15 protein-coding genes are annotated in these 16,673 nt (G+C 62.8%); 7 read left to right on the top strand and 8 right to left on the bottom strand.

Features of this window, described 5'->3' with window-relative positions; all coding sequences use genetic code 11:
* Positions 1 to 269 precede the first annotated feature (269 nt).
* From NCT03_RS24140 to NCT03_RS24115, 6 genes are read left to right on the top strand one after another with little or no spacing between them, the layout of a single operon-like run.
* On the top strand, positions 270 to 1,571 hold the full coding sequence (locus NCT03_RS24140) for a gallate dioxygenase (protein WP_250494191.1): 1,302 nt from the start codon (positions 270 to 272) through the stop codon (positions 1,569 to 1,571).
* A gap of 30 nt (positions 1,572 to 1,601) precedes the next feature.
* Entirely contained in the window at positions 1,602 to 2,954 is a 1,353-nt protein-coding gene (locus NCT03_RS24135; RefSeq protein ID WP_250468578.1) for an MFS transporter, read from the top strand.
* 14 nt (positions 2,955 to 2,968) lie between these two features.
* Positions 2,969 to 3,994, top strand: coding sequence for an amidohydrolase family protein (locus tag NCT03_RS24130; protein WP_244830019.1), 1,026 nt, complete (start codon positions 2,969 to 2,971; stop codon positions 3,992 to 3,994).
* Positions 3,995 to 3,996: 2 nt separating this feature from the next.
* Complete coding sequence (gene ligK, locus NCT03_RS24125) at positions 3,997 to 4,680, top strand: 4-carboxy-4-hydroxy-2-oxoadipate aldolase/oxaloacetate decarboxylase (RefSeq protein ID WP_250468575.1); 684 nt, start codon at positions 3,997 to 3,999, stop codon at positions 4,678 to 4,680.
* Position 4,681: 1 nt separating this feature from the next.
* The gene (locus tag NCT03_RS24120) at positions 4,682 to 5,374 is read left to right on the top strand and encodes a substrate-binding domain-containing protein (protein WP_250494190.1); all 693 of its coding nucleotides are present in this window, start codon (positions 4,682 to 4,684) and stop codon (positions 5,372 to 5,374) included.
* Entirely contained in the window at positions 5,371 to 5,760 is a 390-nt protein-coding gene (locus NCT03_RS24115; protein ID WP_244830023.1) for a hypothetical protein, read from the top strand. Before NCT03_RS24120 ends, NCT03_RS24115 begins: the two co-directional genes overlap by 4 nt.
* Before the next feature lie 28 nt (positions 5,761 to 5,788).
* Here NCT03_RS24115 and NCT03_RS24110 read toward each other — a convergent pair whose 3' ends face one another.
* Genes NCT03_RS24110 through NCT03_RS24090 form a run of 5 tightly spaced genes read right to left on the bottom strand, consistent with a single transcriptional unit; the run spans position 5,789 to position 11,231 of the window.
* Entirely contained in the window at positions 5,789 to 6,709 is a 921-nt protein-coding gene (locus NCT03_RS24110; RefSeq protein ID WP_250494189.1) for a dihydrodipicolinate synthase family protein, read from the bottom strand.
* Between the two features lie 19 nt (positions 6,710 to 6,728).
* Positions 6,729 to 7,685, bottom strand: a complete 957-nt coding sequence (locus tag NCT03_RS24105) for an amidohydrolase family protein (RefSeq protein WP_250494188.1) — start codon at positions 7,683 to 7,685, stop codon at positions 6,729 to 6,731.
* A gap of 6 nt (positions 7,686 to 7,691) precedes the next feature.
* Positions 7,692 to 8,693, bottom strand: coding sequence for a 4-hydroxythreonine-4-phosphate dehydrogenase PdxA (locus NCT03_RS24100; protein WP_250494187.1), 1,002 nt, complete (start codon positions 8,691 to 8,693; stop codon positions 7,692 to 7,694).
* Positions 8,694 to 8,715: 22 nt separating this feature from the next.
* Entirely contained in the window at positions 8,716 to 10,002 is a 1,287-nt protein-coding gene (locus NCT03_RS24095) for an MFS transporter (RefSeq protein WP_244830027.1), read from the bottom strand.
* A 53-nt stretch (positions 10,003 to 10,055) separates the two neighbouring features.
* Positions 10,056 to 11,231: an L-rhamnonate dehydratase gene (locus NCT03_RS24090; RefSeq protein WP_244830028.1), complete on the bottom strand. Its 1,176-nt coding sequence runs from the start codon at positions 11,229 to 11,231 to the stop codon at positions 10,056 to 10,058.
* A gap of 169 nt (positions 11,232 to 11,400) precedes the next feature.
* Between NCT03_RS24090 and NCT03_RS24085 the strand changes: the two genes are divergently transcribed.
* Entirely contained in the window at positions 11,401 to 12,324 is a 924-nt protein-coding gene (locus NCT03_RS24085; protein ID WP_250494184.1) for a LysR family transcriptional regulator, read from the top strand.
* 58 nt (positions 12,325 to 12,382) lie between these two features.
* On the opposite strand, the gene NCT03_RS24080 is transcribed toward NCT03_RS24085, so the two are convergent.
* From NCT03_RS24080 to NCT03_RS24070, 3 genes are all read right to left on the bottom strand, one after another.
* Positions 12,383 to 13,699 (bottom strand): MFS transporter, encoded by a 1,317-nt coding sequence (locus tag NCT03_RS24080; protein ID WP_250494183.1) that lies wholly within the window; start codon positions 13,697 to 13,699, stop codon positions 12,383 to 12,385.
* Between the two features lie 223 nt (positions 13,700 to 13,922).
* Positions 13,923 to 15,479, bottom strand: coding sequence for a methyl-accepting chemotaxis protein (locus NCT03_RS24075; protein WP_284503442.1), 1,557 nt, complete (start codon positions 15,477 to 15,479; stop codon positions 13,923 to 13,925).
* A gap of 190 nt (positions 15,480 to 15,669) precedes the next feature.
* Complete coding sequence (locus NCT03_RS24070; protein ID WP_250494182.1) at positions 15,670 to 16,644, bottom strand: glycosyltransferase family 2 protein; 975 nt, start codon at positions 16,642 to 16,644, stop codon at positions 15,670 to 15,672.
* Positions 16,645 to 16,673 lie beyond the last annotated feature (29 nt).

The raw sequence follows: 16,673 nt of genomic DNA, 5'->3' as shown, positions 1-16,673 counted from the left end.
GCGGGCGGTCGGGCGACCTTGCGTCTTCCTTCTTCACGCATCAGTTTTATTTATCGGACGCCGCATCACGTAGCCAGCCGATCGCTCGCCCAACCCCAGCAAGCAAAGGCATCGAACGTCGTCGGACGTATCGAATCGCGCCCATCTTCATGGTTTACGCGTAGTTTCCCGCGCTGCCGCCAGCCGCTATCTTCCATTCAGTTTTCCGCACCAGACACCGCTGCCGATGGACGCGTAACGCGTCGCCCGGCACCCGAAGGAGCATCACAATGGCTCGCATCATCGGCGGCATTGCTGCCTCGCATACCCCGACCATCGGTTTCGCGTTCGACAAGAACAAGCGCGACGACCCGGTCTGGGCTCCCATCTTCGAAAACTTCGCGCCGCTCGCCACATGGCTCGAAGAGAAGCGCCCCGATGTGGTCGTGACGATCTACAACGACCACATCACGTCGTTTTTTTTCGATCACTACTCGGCCTTCGCGCTCGGCGTCGGTCCGGAATGGCGCGTCGCGGACGAGGGCGGCGGCGCGCGCGATCTGCCGCCGATCAAGGGGCATCCCGCGCTCGCGGCGCACATCGGCAACTCGCTCGTGACCGACGAGTTCGATATGTCGTTCTTCCAGAACAAGCCGCTCGATCACGGCTGTTTCTCACCGCTCTCGATGCTTACCCTGCACAAGCCCGACTGGCCGATGCAACTGATTCCGCTGCAAATGGGCGTGCTGCAACTGCCCGTGCCGAGCGCGCGGCGTTTCTACAAGCTCGGTCAGGCGCTGCGCCGCGCCATCGAAAGTTATCCGGAAGACCTCAAGGTCGCGATCATCGCGACGGGCGGCCTGTCGCATCAGGTTCACGGCGAACGCGCGGGCTTCAACAACACGGAATGGGATCACCGCTTCCTCGATCTCTTCGAGCGCGACCCCGAGCAACTCGCCGACATGACGCTCGCCGAATACGCGGAACTCGGCGGCTTCGAAGGCGCTGAAGTGGTCATGTGGCTGACCATGCGCGGCGCGCTGTCGAACAACGTCGTGTGCAAGCACCGCAGCTACTACCTTCCGTCGATGGCCGGTATCGCGACCGCCATCTACGAAGGCGAGGACAGCGGGACGAAGCCCGCGATACTCGAACGTCATCGCCAGAAGATGGCCGTGCAACTCACCGATGTCGAGAAGCTGCAAGGCACGTATCCGTTCAGCATCGAAACGGCGGTGCGGGCTTATCGCATCAACGATTATCTGCATCGCATGGTCGAGCCCGCGCATCGCGAGGCGTTCAAGGCCGACGAGGAAGCGAGCTACGAAGCAGCGGGTCTGAGCGAACAGGAGCGCGATCTTCTGCGCCGCCGCGACTGGCGCGGTCTTCTTCACTACGGCGTGATCTTTTTCATGCTCGAAAAGCTGGGCGCGGTGACGGGCATCTCGAACCTGCATATTTATGCGGCGATGCGCGGCGAAACGCTCGAGGAATTCCAGAAGACGCGCAATGCGCCCGGCGCGCTCTACTCGGTGGCGGGCAAGGGCGCGGGCAATCTCGCCTGGGACAAAGAAGAGAAGAACAAGGCTTGACGGCCAAAACGATGCAACACGGAGACGAACATGAACAGCGGTAAAACCATCGACATCAAGGGCTTCATCGACGCGCGGCCCATCTCGGCGTACCAGTGGTTGCTGGTCGCGCTGTGCTTTCTCGTCGTCGCGGCCGACGGCATGGACGTCGCCATCATGGGTTTCGTGGCGCCCTCGATCATCGGCGACTGGCACATCTCGCGGCCGGCGTTCGGACTCGTGATGAGCGCCGCGCCCATCGGACTCGTGATCGGCGCGTTGACGGCGGGACCGGCTTCGGACCGCATCGGCCGCAAGTGGGTGCTGATCACCTCGGTGTTCCTGTTCGGCGTCTTTACCATCGCGACGGCGTTCACCAATTCGCCCTCGTCGATGGCGCTCCTGCGCTTGCTGACCGGTATCGGTCTTGGCGCGGCCATGCCCAACACCACGACGCTGCTCTCCGAATACGCGCCGCAGCGCAAGCGCTCGCTGCTCATCACCATCATGTTCACGGGCTTCAACCTCGGCTCCGCGCTGATCGGTTTCGTCGCCGGCTGGCTGATTCCCGAGCACGGCTGGCGCTCGGTGCTGATCTTCGGCGGCGCGTTGCCGCTCGTGTTGATTCCGCTGCAGATCTGGCTGCTGCCCGAATCGGCGCGTCTCATGTCGGTGCGCGGCGCGACCTCGCAACGGATCGGCGCGGTGCTCGGACGTGTCTGCGGCGAGCGCTTCAAGGGCGATGAAGTCTTCGTATCGACGGAACCGCCGCTGCCGACCAAGAAGCCTATCGGCGTGCTGTTCTCGCAAGGCTATGGTTTCATGACCGCCGCGTTGTGGGTCACGTACTTCATGGGCCTGCTCGTGATCTATCTGCTGACCGGCTGGCTGCCCACCTTGATGAAGGATGCGGGTCTCACGGTTTCCGCCGCCGCCAACATCACGGCGATGTTCCAGATCGGCGGCACCATCGGCGCGATCATCGTCGGCTTCATCATGGACAAGACGCGGCCCGCGCCCGTCATCAGCGCGGCGTATCTCGGCGGCGCGGTGTGCGTGCTGGGGCTTGCGTGGATTGGCGCGTTGTCGTCGTCGCTCGCCGTGCTCGTGTTCGCCGCGGGCTTTTGCATGAGCGGCGCGCAGACCGGCCTCAACGCCTTCGCGCCGGGACGCTATCCGACCGTGGCGCGCGCCACCGGCGTGAGCTGGATGCTCGGCATGGGACGCTTCGGCAGCATCTTCGGTTCGGCCATCGGCGGCGCGCTGCTCGGTCTGGGCTGGCAGTTCGGCGCGATCCTCGCGATGCTCGCCGTGCCCGCCACGCTTGCCGCCGTCGCCATTCTCGTCGCGCAGAAAACGCGCGCCGGCGAACCCGCGCCGCAAACGAACGCCGCTGCACACTAGTTTCTGGAGCAAGGATGATCATCGACATTCACGGCCACTACACCACCGCGCCCAAGGCGCTGGAAGCGTGGCGCAACCGGCAGATCGCCGGCATCAACAATCCTTCGGAGAGGCCGGCGGTTTCCGAACTGCGTATCAGCGACGACGAATTGCGCGAGTCGATCGAGAGCAATCAGCTTCGCCTGATGCGCGAACGCGGGCTCGACCTCACCATCTTCAGTCCGCGTGCGAGTTTCATGGCGCATCATATCGGCGACTTCGACGTGTCGAGCACATGGGCCGCGATATGCAACGAGCTGTGCTTTCGCGTGAGCGAGTTGTTCCCCGATCACTTCGTCCCCGCCGCGATGCTGCCGCAAAGCCCTGGCGTCGATGTGGCGACGTGCATTCCCGAACTCGTGAAGTGCGTCGAGCAATACGGCAATGTCGCCATCAATCTGAACCCGGACCCGTCCGGCGGTCACTGGACGAGCCCGCCGCTGTCCCATCGTTATTGGTATCCCATCTACGAAAAGATGGTCGAGTACGATATTCCCGCGATGGTCCACGTGAGCACGAGTTGCAACGCGTGCTTTCACACGACCGGCGCGCATTATCTGAACGCGGACACGACCGCCTTCATGCAGTGCCTGACCTCGGACCTGTTCCGCGACTTTCCGAGCTTGCGTTTCGTGATTCCGCATGGCGGCGGCGCAGTGCCTTATCACTGGGGTCGTTTTCGCGGGCTGGCGCAGGAACTGAAAAAGCCGCTGCTCGAAGACCATTTGCTGAAGAACATTTTTTTCGATACCTGCGTGTATCACCAGCCGGGCATCGACCTGCTGACGCGCGTGATTCCCGTCGACAACATCCTCTTCGCGAGCGAGATGATAGGCGCGGTGCGCGGCATCGACCCGCAAACGGGACAGTATTTCGACGATACGAAGCGCTATGTCGAAGCCGCGCAGATCGAACCCGAAGCGCGCTACAAGATCTACGAAGGCAACGCGCGCCGTGTGTATCCGCGCCTCGATACGGCGCTCAAGTCAAAGGGACGTTGAACATGGTCGAACTCGGAGTGGTTTATCGCAACATCGATCGCGCGGACGCAGAGGCCGCGACCAAACTCGGCGCGCTCGGCTCGGCGACCGTGCATGAAGCCATGGGGCGCGTCGGTCTCTTGAAGCCGTACATGCGGCCCATCTATGCGGGCGCTCAGGTGAGCGGCACGGCGGTGACGGTCCTTCTGCAACCCGGCGACAACTGGATGCTCCACGTCGCCGCCGAACAGATTCAGCCCGGCGATATCGTCGTGGCCGCCTGCACCACCGACAACACCGACGGCTTCTTCGGCGACCTGCTCGCGACGAGTTTCAAGGCGCGCGGTGCGCGTGCGCTCGTCATCGACGGCGGCGTGCGCGACGTGCGTGTGCTGACCGCAATGAACTTTCCCGTGTGGAGCCGCGCGATCTCGTCGAAGGGAACGGTCAAGGCGACGCTTGGCTCGGTCAACATTCCGGTGGTCTGCGCGGGCGCATGGGTTACTCCCGGCGATGTGATCGTCGCCGACGACGATGGCGTGGTCGTGGTGCCGGCAGCATCGGCGAGACAGGTGCTCGACAAGGCGAGCGCGCGCGAAGCGCTGGAAGAAGAGAAGCGCGACAAGCTCGCGAGCGGCGTGCTGGGTCTCGACATGTACAACATGCGCGAGCCGCTGCAACGCGCGGGCCTGCGCTACATCGACTGATATGGCAACGACGATTACCGGCATCTCGTCGATGGCGACGAAGCATCTGCTAGCCGATCTCGCCCATGCTTATGCAAGCGCATTCGCGCAGCCGGTCGCGATCGAATCGACGGGCGGCGTGGCGGCGTTGCGGCGTATCGAGGAAGGCGAGGCGTTCGATATCGTCGTGCTGGCCGCGAACGCCATCGAGCGTCTTGCCGAAGCGGGACGTATCGATCCGGCGAGCCGCGTGGATATCGCGCGTTCGGGCGTGGCCGTCGCGGTGAAGGCGGGCGCGCCGCATCCTTCCATCGACGACGAAAGCGCCGTGCGTCACGCAGTGTTGGCCGCGCGCAGTATCGGCTATTCGACCGGGCCGAGCGGCGCGTATCTAATGCGGCTGTTCGAGCGCTGGGGCGTGCTTCAGGAGGTGTCGTCGCGTATCGTGCAGGCGCCGCCCGGCGTGGCCGTGGGCGGACTTATCGCGCAAGGAGAAGTGGAGCTGGGCTTTCAGCAGACGAGCGAGCTGATCGGCGTCGCGGGCATCGACGTAGTGGGTCCGTTGCCTGCGGACATTCAGACGCTCACGGTATTTCAGGGCGCCGTGTGCACGGCCGCGCGCGAACCCGTGCTCGCGCGCTCCCTTCTTGCTTACCTGAGTTCTCCGGAAGCCGGCGCTGTCATGCAACGTCATGGCATGGAACCCGTTCGATGAGCACGCGCTTGAGCGAACGATGCAGACTTGCACTCTTCCGCCTGGCGTTGTCCGCGCCAGGCGGTGTCACCGTGTTTCTGATGGCCGATGGACGAGAGAGCGCCTTGCGCATCGCGCGCGCGGCCGTCTCCATTCTTCGCGAAGTGCCGGTGCATGAAGTGCGCGTACGCGAATCGCTGTCGTTTCGCGAGTTGCTTCGCGCGGGCGTCAGCGACGACCCCGATCTGCGCGTGTTCGAAGCATCGTCGAAAGACGGCAAGGTGCAAGCCTGGATCGAGCCGCCGATCTTCTTTACCGACGACGCCACCTTGCTCGGGAAGTGGGCCGAGCTGCATGCGGATCTCGCGACGGAGACCGCACGGCAGCTCATTGACCGCGCAAAGTAGGGGCGGACTTCAGGCCATTAAAGCGGCGTCAATGCCCCCAGCGCAGCACCAGCGGGTCGAGCTTTCGCGCCACCTTGAGCAAGCCTTCGCGCACTTTAGGATGCATCGGCGCAAGCGGATGCCTCACCGCGTCCGAGCCGATCACGCCGCCTTCCTTCATCAGCGTCTTGCATGCGGCAAGCCCGCACTGGCGGTTCTCGTAATTGATGAGCGGAAGCCATTGCTGATACAACTCGGCGGCTTCGTCGGTGTTGCCGGCAGCGTAGGCATCGACGATCTTGCGAATGCCGTCGGGGTAGCCGCCGCCCGTCATCGCGCCGGTCGCGCCTGCATCGAAATCGGGGATCAGCGTGATCGCTTCTTCGCCATCCCACGGGCCGACGATGGCATCGCCGCCGAGTTCGATCAGCTCGCGCAGCTTCGACGCAGCCTGCGCCGTTTCGATCTTGAAGTACGACACGTTTTCGACTTCACGCGCGAGCTTCGCGAGAAAGGGCGCGGACAGCGGCGTGCCCGCGACGGGCGCATCCTGAATCATGATCGGAATGTCGATGGCGTCCGACACCTTCGCGTAGAAATCCTGAATGCCGCGCTCGCTCACGCGGATAGTCGCGCCGTGATAAGGCGGCATGACCATGACCATGGCCGCGCCCGCGTCCTGCGCCGCGCGGCTGCGTTCGGCGCAAACGTGCGAGCTGAAATGCGTCGTCGTGACGATCACCGGCACGCGGCCCGCGACATGTTCCAGCACGGTGCGCTGCACGGCATCGCGCTCTGCGTCCGTCAGCGCGAACTGCTCCGAGAAGTTCGCGAGAATGCACAAGCCGTTCGAACCGGCATCGATCATGAAGTCGATGGCGCGCTTCTGGCCTTCGAGATCGAGCTTGCCTGCGTCGTCGAAGATGGTAGGCGCGACGGGGAACACGCCGCGATAAAGGGGAGCTGCCATTGATTGTTGTCTCCTGGATTTAGATGCGATAGAGGGCGCTGGCATTGTCGTGGAAAAGGGCCAGTCTTTCCGCGGGCGTTCGGTGCGCGACCATCGCCTTGAAGCCGCCGAAAAGATTGTCCAGCGAAACGACGAGGCTATCCACCGGAAAATTACTCGCGAACATGCAGCGTTCGACGCCGAAGCTCGCGATGGCCTCGCAGACCACCGGCCCGTTGCGCTCCACGCTCCAGTTTATCCCCGCTTCGCCGATGCCGGATATCTTGAGCCACACGTTGGGCCAGCGCGCGAGCGTATCGAGCGCGGCGCGCCATGCGCGCAACGCCTCCTCGCTGCGATCGGCCGGTAAGCCCGTGTGATTCACGATGATCTTCACATCGGGAAAGTCGCGCGCAAGTTCGGCCGCTTCCGTGAAATGCCACCACGGAGCCTGCAGTTCGAACATCAGATCATATGCCGCGAGCAGCGCGTAACCACGCCGCCACCGCTCGCAGCGCATGGAACCCGCAGCCGAGAAATCCGCGCGATGCTCCGCGCGCGGCACGGTCTTGGGCTTATGACGCACGCTGCGCACGAGCGGCAAGCCACGATATCCATCAAGCACCGCGCGCACGTCTTCGCGATCCAGCCAGATTTGCCCGGCCATTGCATTGGGCAGGCCGGTGCGCGCGTTGAGCGCGCTCGCCCAGCGCGCTTCGCCGAGCGGATCGCGCGCGTCCCATTCGCCTTCCATCATCACCGTCTTGACCACGCGATGACTCGCCGCCTGCGCAAAGTAATCGTCGGGCAGGAAGTCATGGCAGATGGCCGCGTAATCGCCATAACGAAACGGAATGCGCGGCAGATCGCGCAGCCACGGATGATAGTTGTTCGCGAGGTCCCAGAAATGATGATGCGCATCGACGACAGGCAGGTCGGCATCGTCGCCGCTTTGCAGGAAGCGCTCGCGCAAGGCATCGATATGGGCGTGCATCATGGGCTCTTAGCTCACGCGGTCTTGTGCCATGCGCACGAGAATATCGAAGGCCTTCTGTGTAGCGCCGACATCGGCGGAACCCTTGCCGTGGATATCGAACGCGGTGCCGTGCGCGGGCGTCGCGATGGGCACAGGCAAGCCGCCGTGCACCGTGACGCCGCGCCAGAAGCCCATGAGCTTCATCGCGATCTGGCCTTGGTCGTGATACATGGTGACGACGCCATCGAAGACCTTTTGGTCGCGTGCACGCACGAAGATAGTGTCGGCGGGAAAGGGGCCTTGCGCATCGTAACCGAGCGCGCGTGCATGCTCCACGGCCGGCGTGATGACATCGATCTCTTCGCGGCCGAATGCGCCGTTGTCGCCGTTGTGCGGATTGAAGCCGCAGACCGCGATGCGTGGCGCCGCGATGCCCGCGCGTTTGAGTCCGTCGTGAATCAACTGCACCGCGCCGACTATGCGTTCGTCAGAAAGCCGCGCGCTCACGTCCTTCAATGCAATGTGGGACGTGACGCGCGAGGTCCACAGTTCATCGAGCACGTTGAATTCGCAAAACGCGCCGGCATAGTCGAGCTGATGCGCGAACCATTCCATCTCGTCGTTCGTGTCCATGCCCGCCATGTGCAGCGAGGTCTTGTTGACGGGCGCGAACAACATGGCATTGGTGCGGTTCGCGCGCGTCAGTTGCAGGGCTTGTTTGAACGCTTCGAGGCTGTAGCGTCCGCCGCGTTCCGTGGATACGGCGGGCTCGTAAGGCGCGTCGTCGGGCAGGCGGAAGTCGATGAGCGAAGGCACGTCGGTATCGCGCGCGGCGGCGGCTTCATCGTTCAGCACGGTGTAATCGAAACGTTGCCGCGCGATCTCCATGCCGCGATCGAGTTCGCGCCGGTCGCCGATGATGAGCAGATCGGCACGCTTGCGATTTTCCGGCCGTGCAACGAGGCGCGCAATGAGTTCGGGGCCGATGCCGGCGGGGTCGCCGAGAAGGACAGCAATGCGAGGTTTCATGACGGATCAACCTTTGAGTTTTTTAGCGGGTACGGCGCAGATCGATGGCGATCGAGCCGAAGATATACACCAGCGCGCAGGCGCTGTAGAAATGCAGCACCGTATCGAACGAACCGGTTCGCTGCAGGATGAAGCCGGTGATGAGCGGAATCGAGATGCCGCCGACGCTGCCCGCGCAGTTCATGCATGCACCGAGCAGACCGACGCGCCCCGGCGTCGCGAGCAACGAAGGCAGGCTCCAGTAGAGACTACCCCACATCAGCAAGAACGACGCCGCGCACAGCACCGCGACCGCGCTCACCGGCGACTGAATGGTCGGCAGCGCGGCGAATACGGCAAGCGTCGTGATGCCCGATAGCGCGATCATGCTCTTAACCACCTTGCCGCGCGAGAAGCCGTGCGTGCAAAGTGCATCGCAGAGAAAGCCGCCCGACAGCGAGCCCAAAGCGCCGGAAAAGAAGATGAAGAATGTGGCCGCGCCGATCTGCGAAAGACTCAAGCCGCGTGCTTGCGTCAGATAGCTCGGTCCCCACGTGATGAGCCCGAAGAAGATCATCGCCCAGCTCATGCGGCCTACGCACATGGCGATGGTCGAGCGCAGCGGCAAGGGTTCCTCGGCGATGACGCTCGCGGCGACCGGGGCCGCGCCGTCACGAATTCGCGCGAGTTCCGCGCCATTCACGAAGGGATGCTTCGCGGGATCGTCGCGCAGATAGCGCCATGCGAGCCAGCCCGCCGCGATGGTCGCGATGCCCGCCACGACGAACGCCATGCGCCACGAGCCGAACGCGAGGATGAGATTGGAGATTGCAAGCCCGCCGATGGCCGCGCCCAATGGCGAGCCCGCATCCATCAATACGGCGCCGCGACCGCGCTCTTTCTTCGAGAGCCACAATGCATTGAGCTTGCTGCCGGCGGGAAAGAGCGGTGCTTCGGCGCCGCCCAGACCCACACGCAGGAACAGCATCGACAGACCGCCGCCGGCAGCGCCCATCAAGGTCTGGAAAATGCCCCACAACACCGTCGCGCCCGCGATGATCTTGCGCGGACCGTAGCGGTCGATGAGCCATCCGCCCGGTATCTGCAACAGCGCATACGACCAGAAGAAGCTCGACAGGATCAGCCCCTGCATGGCGGGCGAGAGCGCGTATTCCTTGGCGATGGTGGGCATCGCGATGGAAAGCGAGATGCGATCGACGAGATTGATCAGCGTGATGAGAAACACCACGCCAAAGATGCGCCAGCGCACGCTCGTCGCGCGCTCCGACGTAACCGCGTCGAGCGCGGGCGCTTCTATTCTGCTTTCCATTGCGTGTCTCCAATCCTTGATGTCGAGGGCTGCATTGGCCCATCGTTCATGCGTTATTCGATGATGTTGAAGTCATCCAGATACTTGTCCGAGAGCGTGATGCCGAGGCCCGGCGTCTCATCGGAGAGTTGCAGATAACCGTTCTCCGGTTGCGGTTCACCGTCGAAGATGTAGTAGAAAAGCTCGTTGCCTACTTCCACGTCGTAGACCGGGAAGAACTCGGACATGGGGCTCGCCACGCTCGACATGGTGAGGTGATAATTGTGCATCTGTCCGGCATGCGGAATGACCGGCACGGACCACGCCTCGGCCATTGCGTTGATCTTGCGCGCCGCCGTGATGCCGCCCACGCGGTTCGTGTCGTACTGAATGACGTCCACGGCGCGGCGTTCGAGCAGGTCCTTGAAGCCGTAGATGGTGAACTCGTGTTCGCCGCCCGAGATCGGGATGACGTTCATCTTCTTCAGTTCCTGATAGCCCTCGATATCGTCGCCGATGACCGGTTCTTCCAGCCAGCGCGGATTGAATTCGGCCAGGCGCGGCAACATTCTGCGTGCGTATTCGAGCGTCCAGCCCATATAGCATTCGACCATGATGTCGATGTCGTCGCCCGCGAGTTCACGCAAGAGACGCAACTGTTCGACGTTCTTCGCCATGCCGCTCGGACCGTCTTTCGGGCCGTAGCCGAAGCGCATCTTCATCGCGGTAAAGCCGTCGTCGAGATAGCTCTTTGCTTCGGCGAGAAACACGTCGCGGTCGTCGTTGTTGTAGAGCTTCGAGGCATAGCACCAGATCTTTTCCTTGGTACGTCCGCCGAGCAGTTTGAAGACGGGCTTCTTCACCGCCTTGCCCATGATGTCCCACAAGGCGATATCGACAGCCGAGATCGCCGCCATGCCAATACCCTTGCGCCCCCAGGCAAGCGTGCGCCGATACATCTTCTGCCAGATGTATTCGTGATCGAACGGGTCTTCGCCAATGGCGATAGGCGCGAGATATTCGTCGACGATCTGCTTGGCCACGCGCGGCGCAAGCGCGCAATTGCCGATGCCGATGGTGCCGTCGTCGCACTCCACTTCGACCACGAGCCATTGGTGAAAGCGGAACGAGCCCATGGCGTCGCCGCGTTCGTAGAGAATGTCCACGGCATTCGTGCAGAAGTGCGCTTGCGGCGGCACGACCTTGCCTTTCCATTCGAATACGCGTGCACGGATATGCTTGATCTTCATCGCGAATGTCTCCTTCTTGTTTGATGGAAGGCCGCGCGAGGAAGGGTTTGCGCGGCTGTTTCGGGTGACGCTAGTGTGCGAAACTGCGCGATAACTGACTATTGAATAATTTGCATCGGGTTATTTCCTGCGGTTATCGCGGGAAAGCGCTCACAGGGTTATCGCCGACATGATTGCGCCTGCCAATACCATCCGCAAACGCCTGCGCTTGCGTCATCTTCAACTGATGATGGCGCTCTCCGAAACAGAGTCTCTGCGCAGCGCAGCCGACGAACTCGCCATGACGCAGCCCGCCGCGACCAAGGCGTTGAAGGAACTGGAGGACACCATGGGCGCGTCGCTGTTCGTGCGGCATGCGCGCGGCATGCAGGCCACGGTATATGGCGAAGCGGTCATGCGTTATGCGCGCGTGGTGTTCGAAGACCTCGACGAGTTGCGCGAAGAACTCGCGGCCATCGAAGCGGGGGATATCGGCAAGGTGCGGATTGGCGCGGTCATGGCGCCCGCGCCCGAGCTGTTGACGAAAGTGATCGTACAGTTGAAGGACGCGCATCCGCGTCTGCATATCACCGTGCAGATCGATACCAGCGATGTGCTCGTGCAAGCCTTGCAGCAGGACCAACTCGATATCGTGGTCGGGCGCATTCCCTACGGGTTTCCCGCCAACGACTTGAGTTTCGAAACGCTTGCCGAAGAGGCATTGGCGATTGTCGCGCGGCCCGGGCATCCAGTGTTCGAATCGACCGGACGCCCGAAACTGGATGAGCTCGCGGGGTATGCGTGGATCGTGCAGCCGCATCCGAGTCCGATGCGCGAGATCATCGATCAGACTTTCAGGGAGTCACGCGTCGCACCGCCGGTGAGCACCGTCGAGACGTCTTCCATTCTCACGACGCTTTCGCTGTTGCGCGATTCCGATATGTTGGCGGTGCTGCCGAGTTCGGTTGCCGATTACTACGCTTCGCTCGATACCATCGGTTCCATTGCCACGCCGTTGCGTGGACGGCTCGCGCCTTATGGGTTGATCCTGCGCAGTAACCGGCGCATCAGTCCGGCTACGCAACTGGTCATCGAGGCGATTCGGGCAGCCTAGTTAGGGCGACGGCGCGGCCGCGTCATGCGTGTCGAGCGCGAGACGCCGTCGCCGTCCGTCATCGGCGATCCGCGAATGCCAGTTTCCCTTCGGCATCGCGCAACGAGGAATCGGCATCGTTCGCCGGATCGAGTTCGATATCGGGTCGCATGAAGAACGTCATCACGATACCCACCGCAAGCAGTCCCAGCGAGCCGCCGAACGGCAAGGTCCAGCTTCCGGTGCGGTCCACGATGAAGCCGAACACGATCGGCGAGAAGATGCCCGCAATGGCCGATCCCGCATTGACGAGCCCGCTCGCAATCCCGACGTGCTTGGGCGTGATGTCCATCGGCACGGCCCAGATGGGACCGATGGTCATTTCGAGGAAGAAGAACGACAGACTCATGCAGCCTGCCATGACGGGCAAGGACTTCACCACCATGACGGGCGCGAGAAAGATCAACGCGCCGAGAAATGCGACGATGATCATGTTGCGCCGCGCGGCGACCACGTTGCCGGTGCGTTTGAGAATACGGTCGGAGATCACGCCGCCCGCCGTATTACCCACGACGCCCGAGAGAAACACGCCCGCTGAAAAAAGCGCCGAGCTCTTGAGATCGAGGCCGCGTCCGTGCATGAAGAACGTCGGCAGCCACGTGAAGAAGAGCCAGCCTGTCCAGCCGTAGCAGAAGTAGACCATCATGGTTGGCCCGATGCGCTTGATGAGACGTCCCCACGGCGTCGGCTCGCGGGTCTTCTCCACGGCCACCTTATTCTCGGGCGGCAGCTCGGCGATTTCCTCGGCCGTGATGTGTCGATGCTTGCGCGGGTTATCGGCGAAGTACCACGCGTAGACCAGCACCCAGACCGCGGTCAGCGCGCCCACCAGAATGAACGATGCACGCCATGACGCGAAGGCGACGAGAATCGCGATCAGCGGCGGCGTCAGCGCATTGCCCAGGCGCGAGAACGAATGCGTGAGCCCTTGCACGAAGCCGCGCTTTTGCGCCGGATACCAGTTGACCAGCGCGCGGGCCTGCGCCGGAAGCGCCGCGCCCTCGCCGACACCGAGCAGCATGCGCGCGCAGAAAAGCGATACGACGCCGCCCGCGAAGCCCGTCGCGACCGTGGCGACGATCCAGATCGACGCGCACAGCACGAGCGTGGTCTTCGCGCCGAAGCGATCGCTCACCCATCCGCCGATCACCTGGCAGATCGCATAGGTGTAGGCGAAGGCGCCGAACACGAAGCCGATATCGGTATTGCTCAGATGAAGATCATCGCGAATCAGGCCTGCCGCGGCGGACAGGTTGACGCGATCGAGATACATGATGAAAGACATCGCGCACATGAGCGCGAGGACCGACCGGGTGACCTTGGGTCGATGGAACATAGCGTGTCTCCTCCGAGGCTTGTGCGCTTCATGCGCGCTCTTATCGAGGGCGAATCGTGTATCGATCCGACGTCCGAAGTCTGGAGAAAACAGCGATAGCCGTCTATTGAATTTGCCTTATGAGGCGATTACCACAGGTTATGTCCTTGAAAGCGGCTTCGAAAATGCCGCGGCCCGCGCTTCCTTGAGAAAACGCGGGCCGTCAGGGTGAATCAGTAGACGGTCAAGCGGCGATGCGCGCGCCTTCGTCATGCAGACGGAAGATTTCGACTGCGGTACGCAACGCGCCCGCCTGATCTTCGAGCGACTGCGCCGCTGCCGCCGCTTCCTCGACGAGCGCCGCGTTCTGCTGCGTCACTTCGTCCATTTGCGTCACGGCGCGCGCCACTTGTTCGATACCGCTCGATTGTTCTTCCGATGCCGCCGCGATCTCGCCCATGATGTCGGTCACGCGCTGCACGGCGTTGCTGATGTCGTTCATCGTGCGGCCGGCTTCATCGACGAGCGCCGCGCCGGATTGCACGCGTTCGACGGAGGTATCGATCAGTTCCTTGATCTCCTTCGCCGCCGCCGACGAGCGTTGCGCGAGCGAGCGCACTTCGCCTGCCACGACCGCGAAGCCGCGTCCTTCTTCACCTGCACGCGCCGCTTCCACGGCTGCGTTGAGCGCGAGAATGTTGGTCTGGAACGCGATGCCTTCGATGATCGCGATGATGTCCGCGATCTTCGTCGAGCTCTGGTTGATCTCGCCCATGGTGGTCACCACTTGCGACACCACATGGCTGCCCTTGCCCGCGATCTCCGATGCATTGGCAGCCAGCACGCTCGCTTGGCGCGCGTTGTCGGCGTTCTGTTTGACCGTGCCCGTGAGCTCATCCATGCTCGACGCGGTTTCCTGCAATGCCGACGCCTGTTCCTCGGTGCGCGAGGACAAGTCCACGTTGCCCGCCGCGATCTGCTTGGTCGCGGATGCAATCGATTCGCTACCCGAGCGCACCGAACGCACGGTTTCGACGAGGCTCGCCTGCATGGTCGAAAGCCCGCGCAGCAACTGGCCCATTTCGTCGTTCGAGGTGATGCGCACATCGCGGCGCAGGTCGCCTGCGGCAATGGCGCCGAACTGTTCGAGCGCGGCGTCGAGCGGGCGCGCAATGCGCTGGCGCAGCGAGAACCACGAATACGACGATGCAGCGAGCCCGATTACGATCGCGATGATCGACACCATGCGGAACATGGCGAAGGTCGCCTGGCTCGCGTCGTAGTCGCTTTGCGCCTGATCGAACTGCAGCTTGCGCAACTCGACGCCGGTCTTCGCAAAGTCGTTGAACGCGGCCTGCATCGTGGCGGCGTCGGCGGTGACTTTCGCCTGGTCCTTCGCGCGCACGTCGGCATAGCCTTCGTCGAGCAGCTTTTGCATTTGCAGACGCTGCTCGTTGAATTTGTCCGCAAGCTGCTTTTCGCCGGGAGCCTGGGGCAGGGCGGCGTACTTCGTCCATGCGTCGTCGGACGTCTTGCGCATCAGCGCGCCCCGGCCGATGGCCTCGTCCGCCGCGTTCGTGCCGATGTTCAGCGCCGCTCGATCGAAGCTCAGACGTTCGCGCGCCATGAACATTTCCGCATTGCCGACCGACACCGCGCTCGGCATTTCATTCGTGAAGAGGTCGTGGGTCGTCTCGTTGGACTTGCTCATGCCGACGAGTCCGACCAGCCCGATGCCGATGAGCAGCATGCTCAGCAGAGTCATGGCGAGGGCGAGGCGGCCCTTGATTGTGGAAAACATATTCGTCCCAAAGGTGGCTGCATCTTGTTCGCGCGCCGGCACGCGACGATGCTCTCGCCTGCCACGCGGCCAGTGAAATGTCACCGGCCGCCTGTATAACGACCGCAACGCGATGGCCTTTAGGGAAACGGTTACCGATAACTGCGCGGCTTTGAGATCGACCGTGCGAAAACCTCGGACATTCAGCGCATCAGGGAAAACGTGGCGTGCCTGAACGCTGCCGGCTACGCATGGCGACGAGCGCGCGCACGATCAGCATGAGGTGATAGTAGAGCCTGAGACTTGCGCCATACGTATAGGCATCGGGATGTTCGAAGGCGACGCGCAGCGCGGCGAGCGGCGCATCGTGCCGCGCGTGCAGCGAAACGACGATCGGCGCCAACCGGCGCAACGCGATGCCGCGCGCCGCTTCGAGCGATGGATCGAGCGTCATCGCCGAAACGAACTGGTAGGCGCTAAACGCTGCCGCGCTGACCGAACGGCGCGTGCTGCGCGACACGGAAGCCGTCGTCTTGCGATAGTACGAAACGTATTCGTGCAGATAGTAGACATGCTTGGCCGCCAGACACAACTGCGCGCCGAACACGTAATCGCAGCACGCGCCGACTTCCTCGCGGTACCCCACTGCCCGCACGAGCGCCGCGAGCGCCATCCAGCCATTGTTGGGGAACATTTGCACAAGACCGGTTCGTCCTGGCAGCGGCTGCATGCCTTGCGCGCGCCGTTTTCGATGGAACGCCGCATTGAGCGCCGCGCTTTTGTGGACATCGACATGACCTTCGGCATCGACCTCGTATTGATCGCCGAACGCGACCTGCAGATGCGGATACGTCGCCCAAAGCGCCGCGAGGCGCGCGACGGCGTCGTGCACGAGATAGTCGTCGTCGTGGATCAGCATGACGAGCGCGCCCGTCGCACGCTCGAAGAGGCTCGACACATTGCGTGCTTGCCCGAGCGGCACGTCGTTGCGTACATATCGCACGCGCGCGTCGTGCGCGTAGCACGCGGCGATGAGCTGCTGCGTGAGATCGTCACGCGAGTCGTCCCCGATCAATATTTCGATGTGCGGATACTTCTGCGCGAGGCAGGAGTCGAGGCACTGCACAATTAGTTCGGGCCGGTTGCAGGTGGGCAGGCAAATGGAGACCGTCAGCGCGTTTTTCATCTTCTTCTCGCTTCGTCGTTTGTTTATAT

Source organism: Caballeronia sp. GAWG1-1 (assembly GCF_023631465.1).
Lineage (GTDB): Bacteria > Pseudomonadota > Gammaproteobacteria > Burkholderiales > Burkholderiaceae > Caballeronia.
Note: the sequence above shows the minus strand (reverse complement) of the source record. Positions and strands in the feature narration are given on the sequence as shown.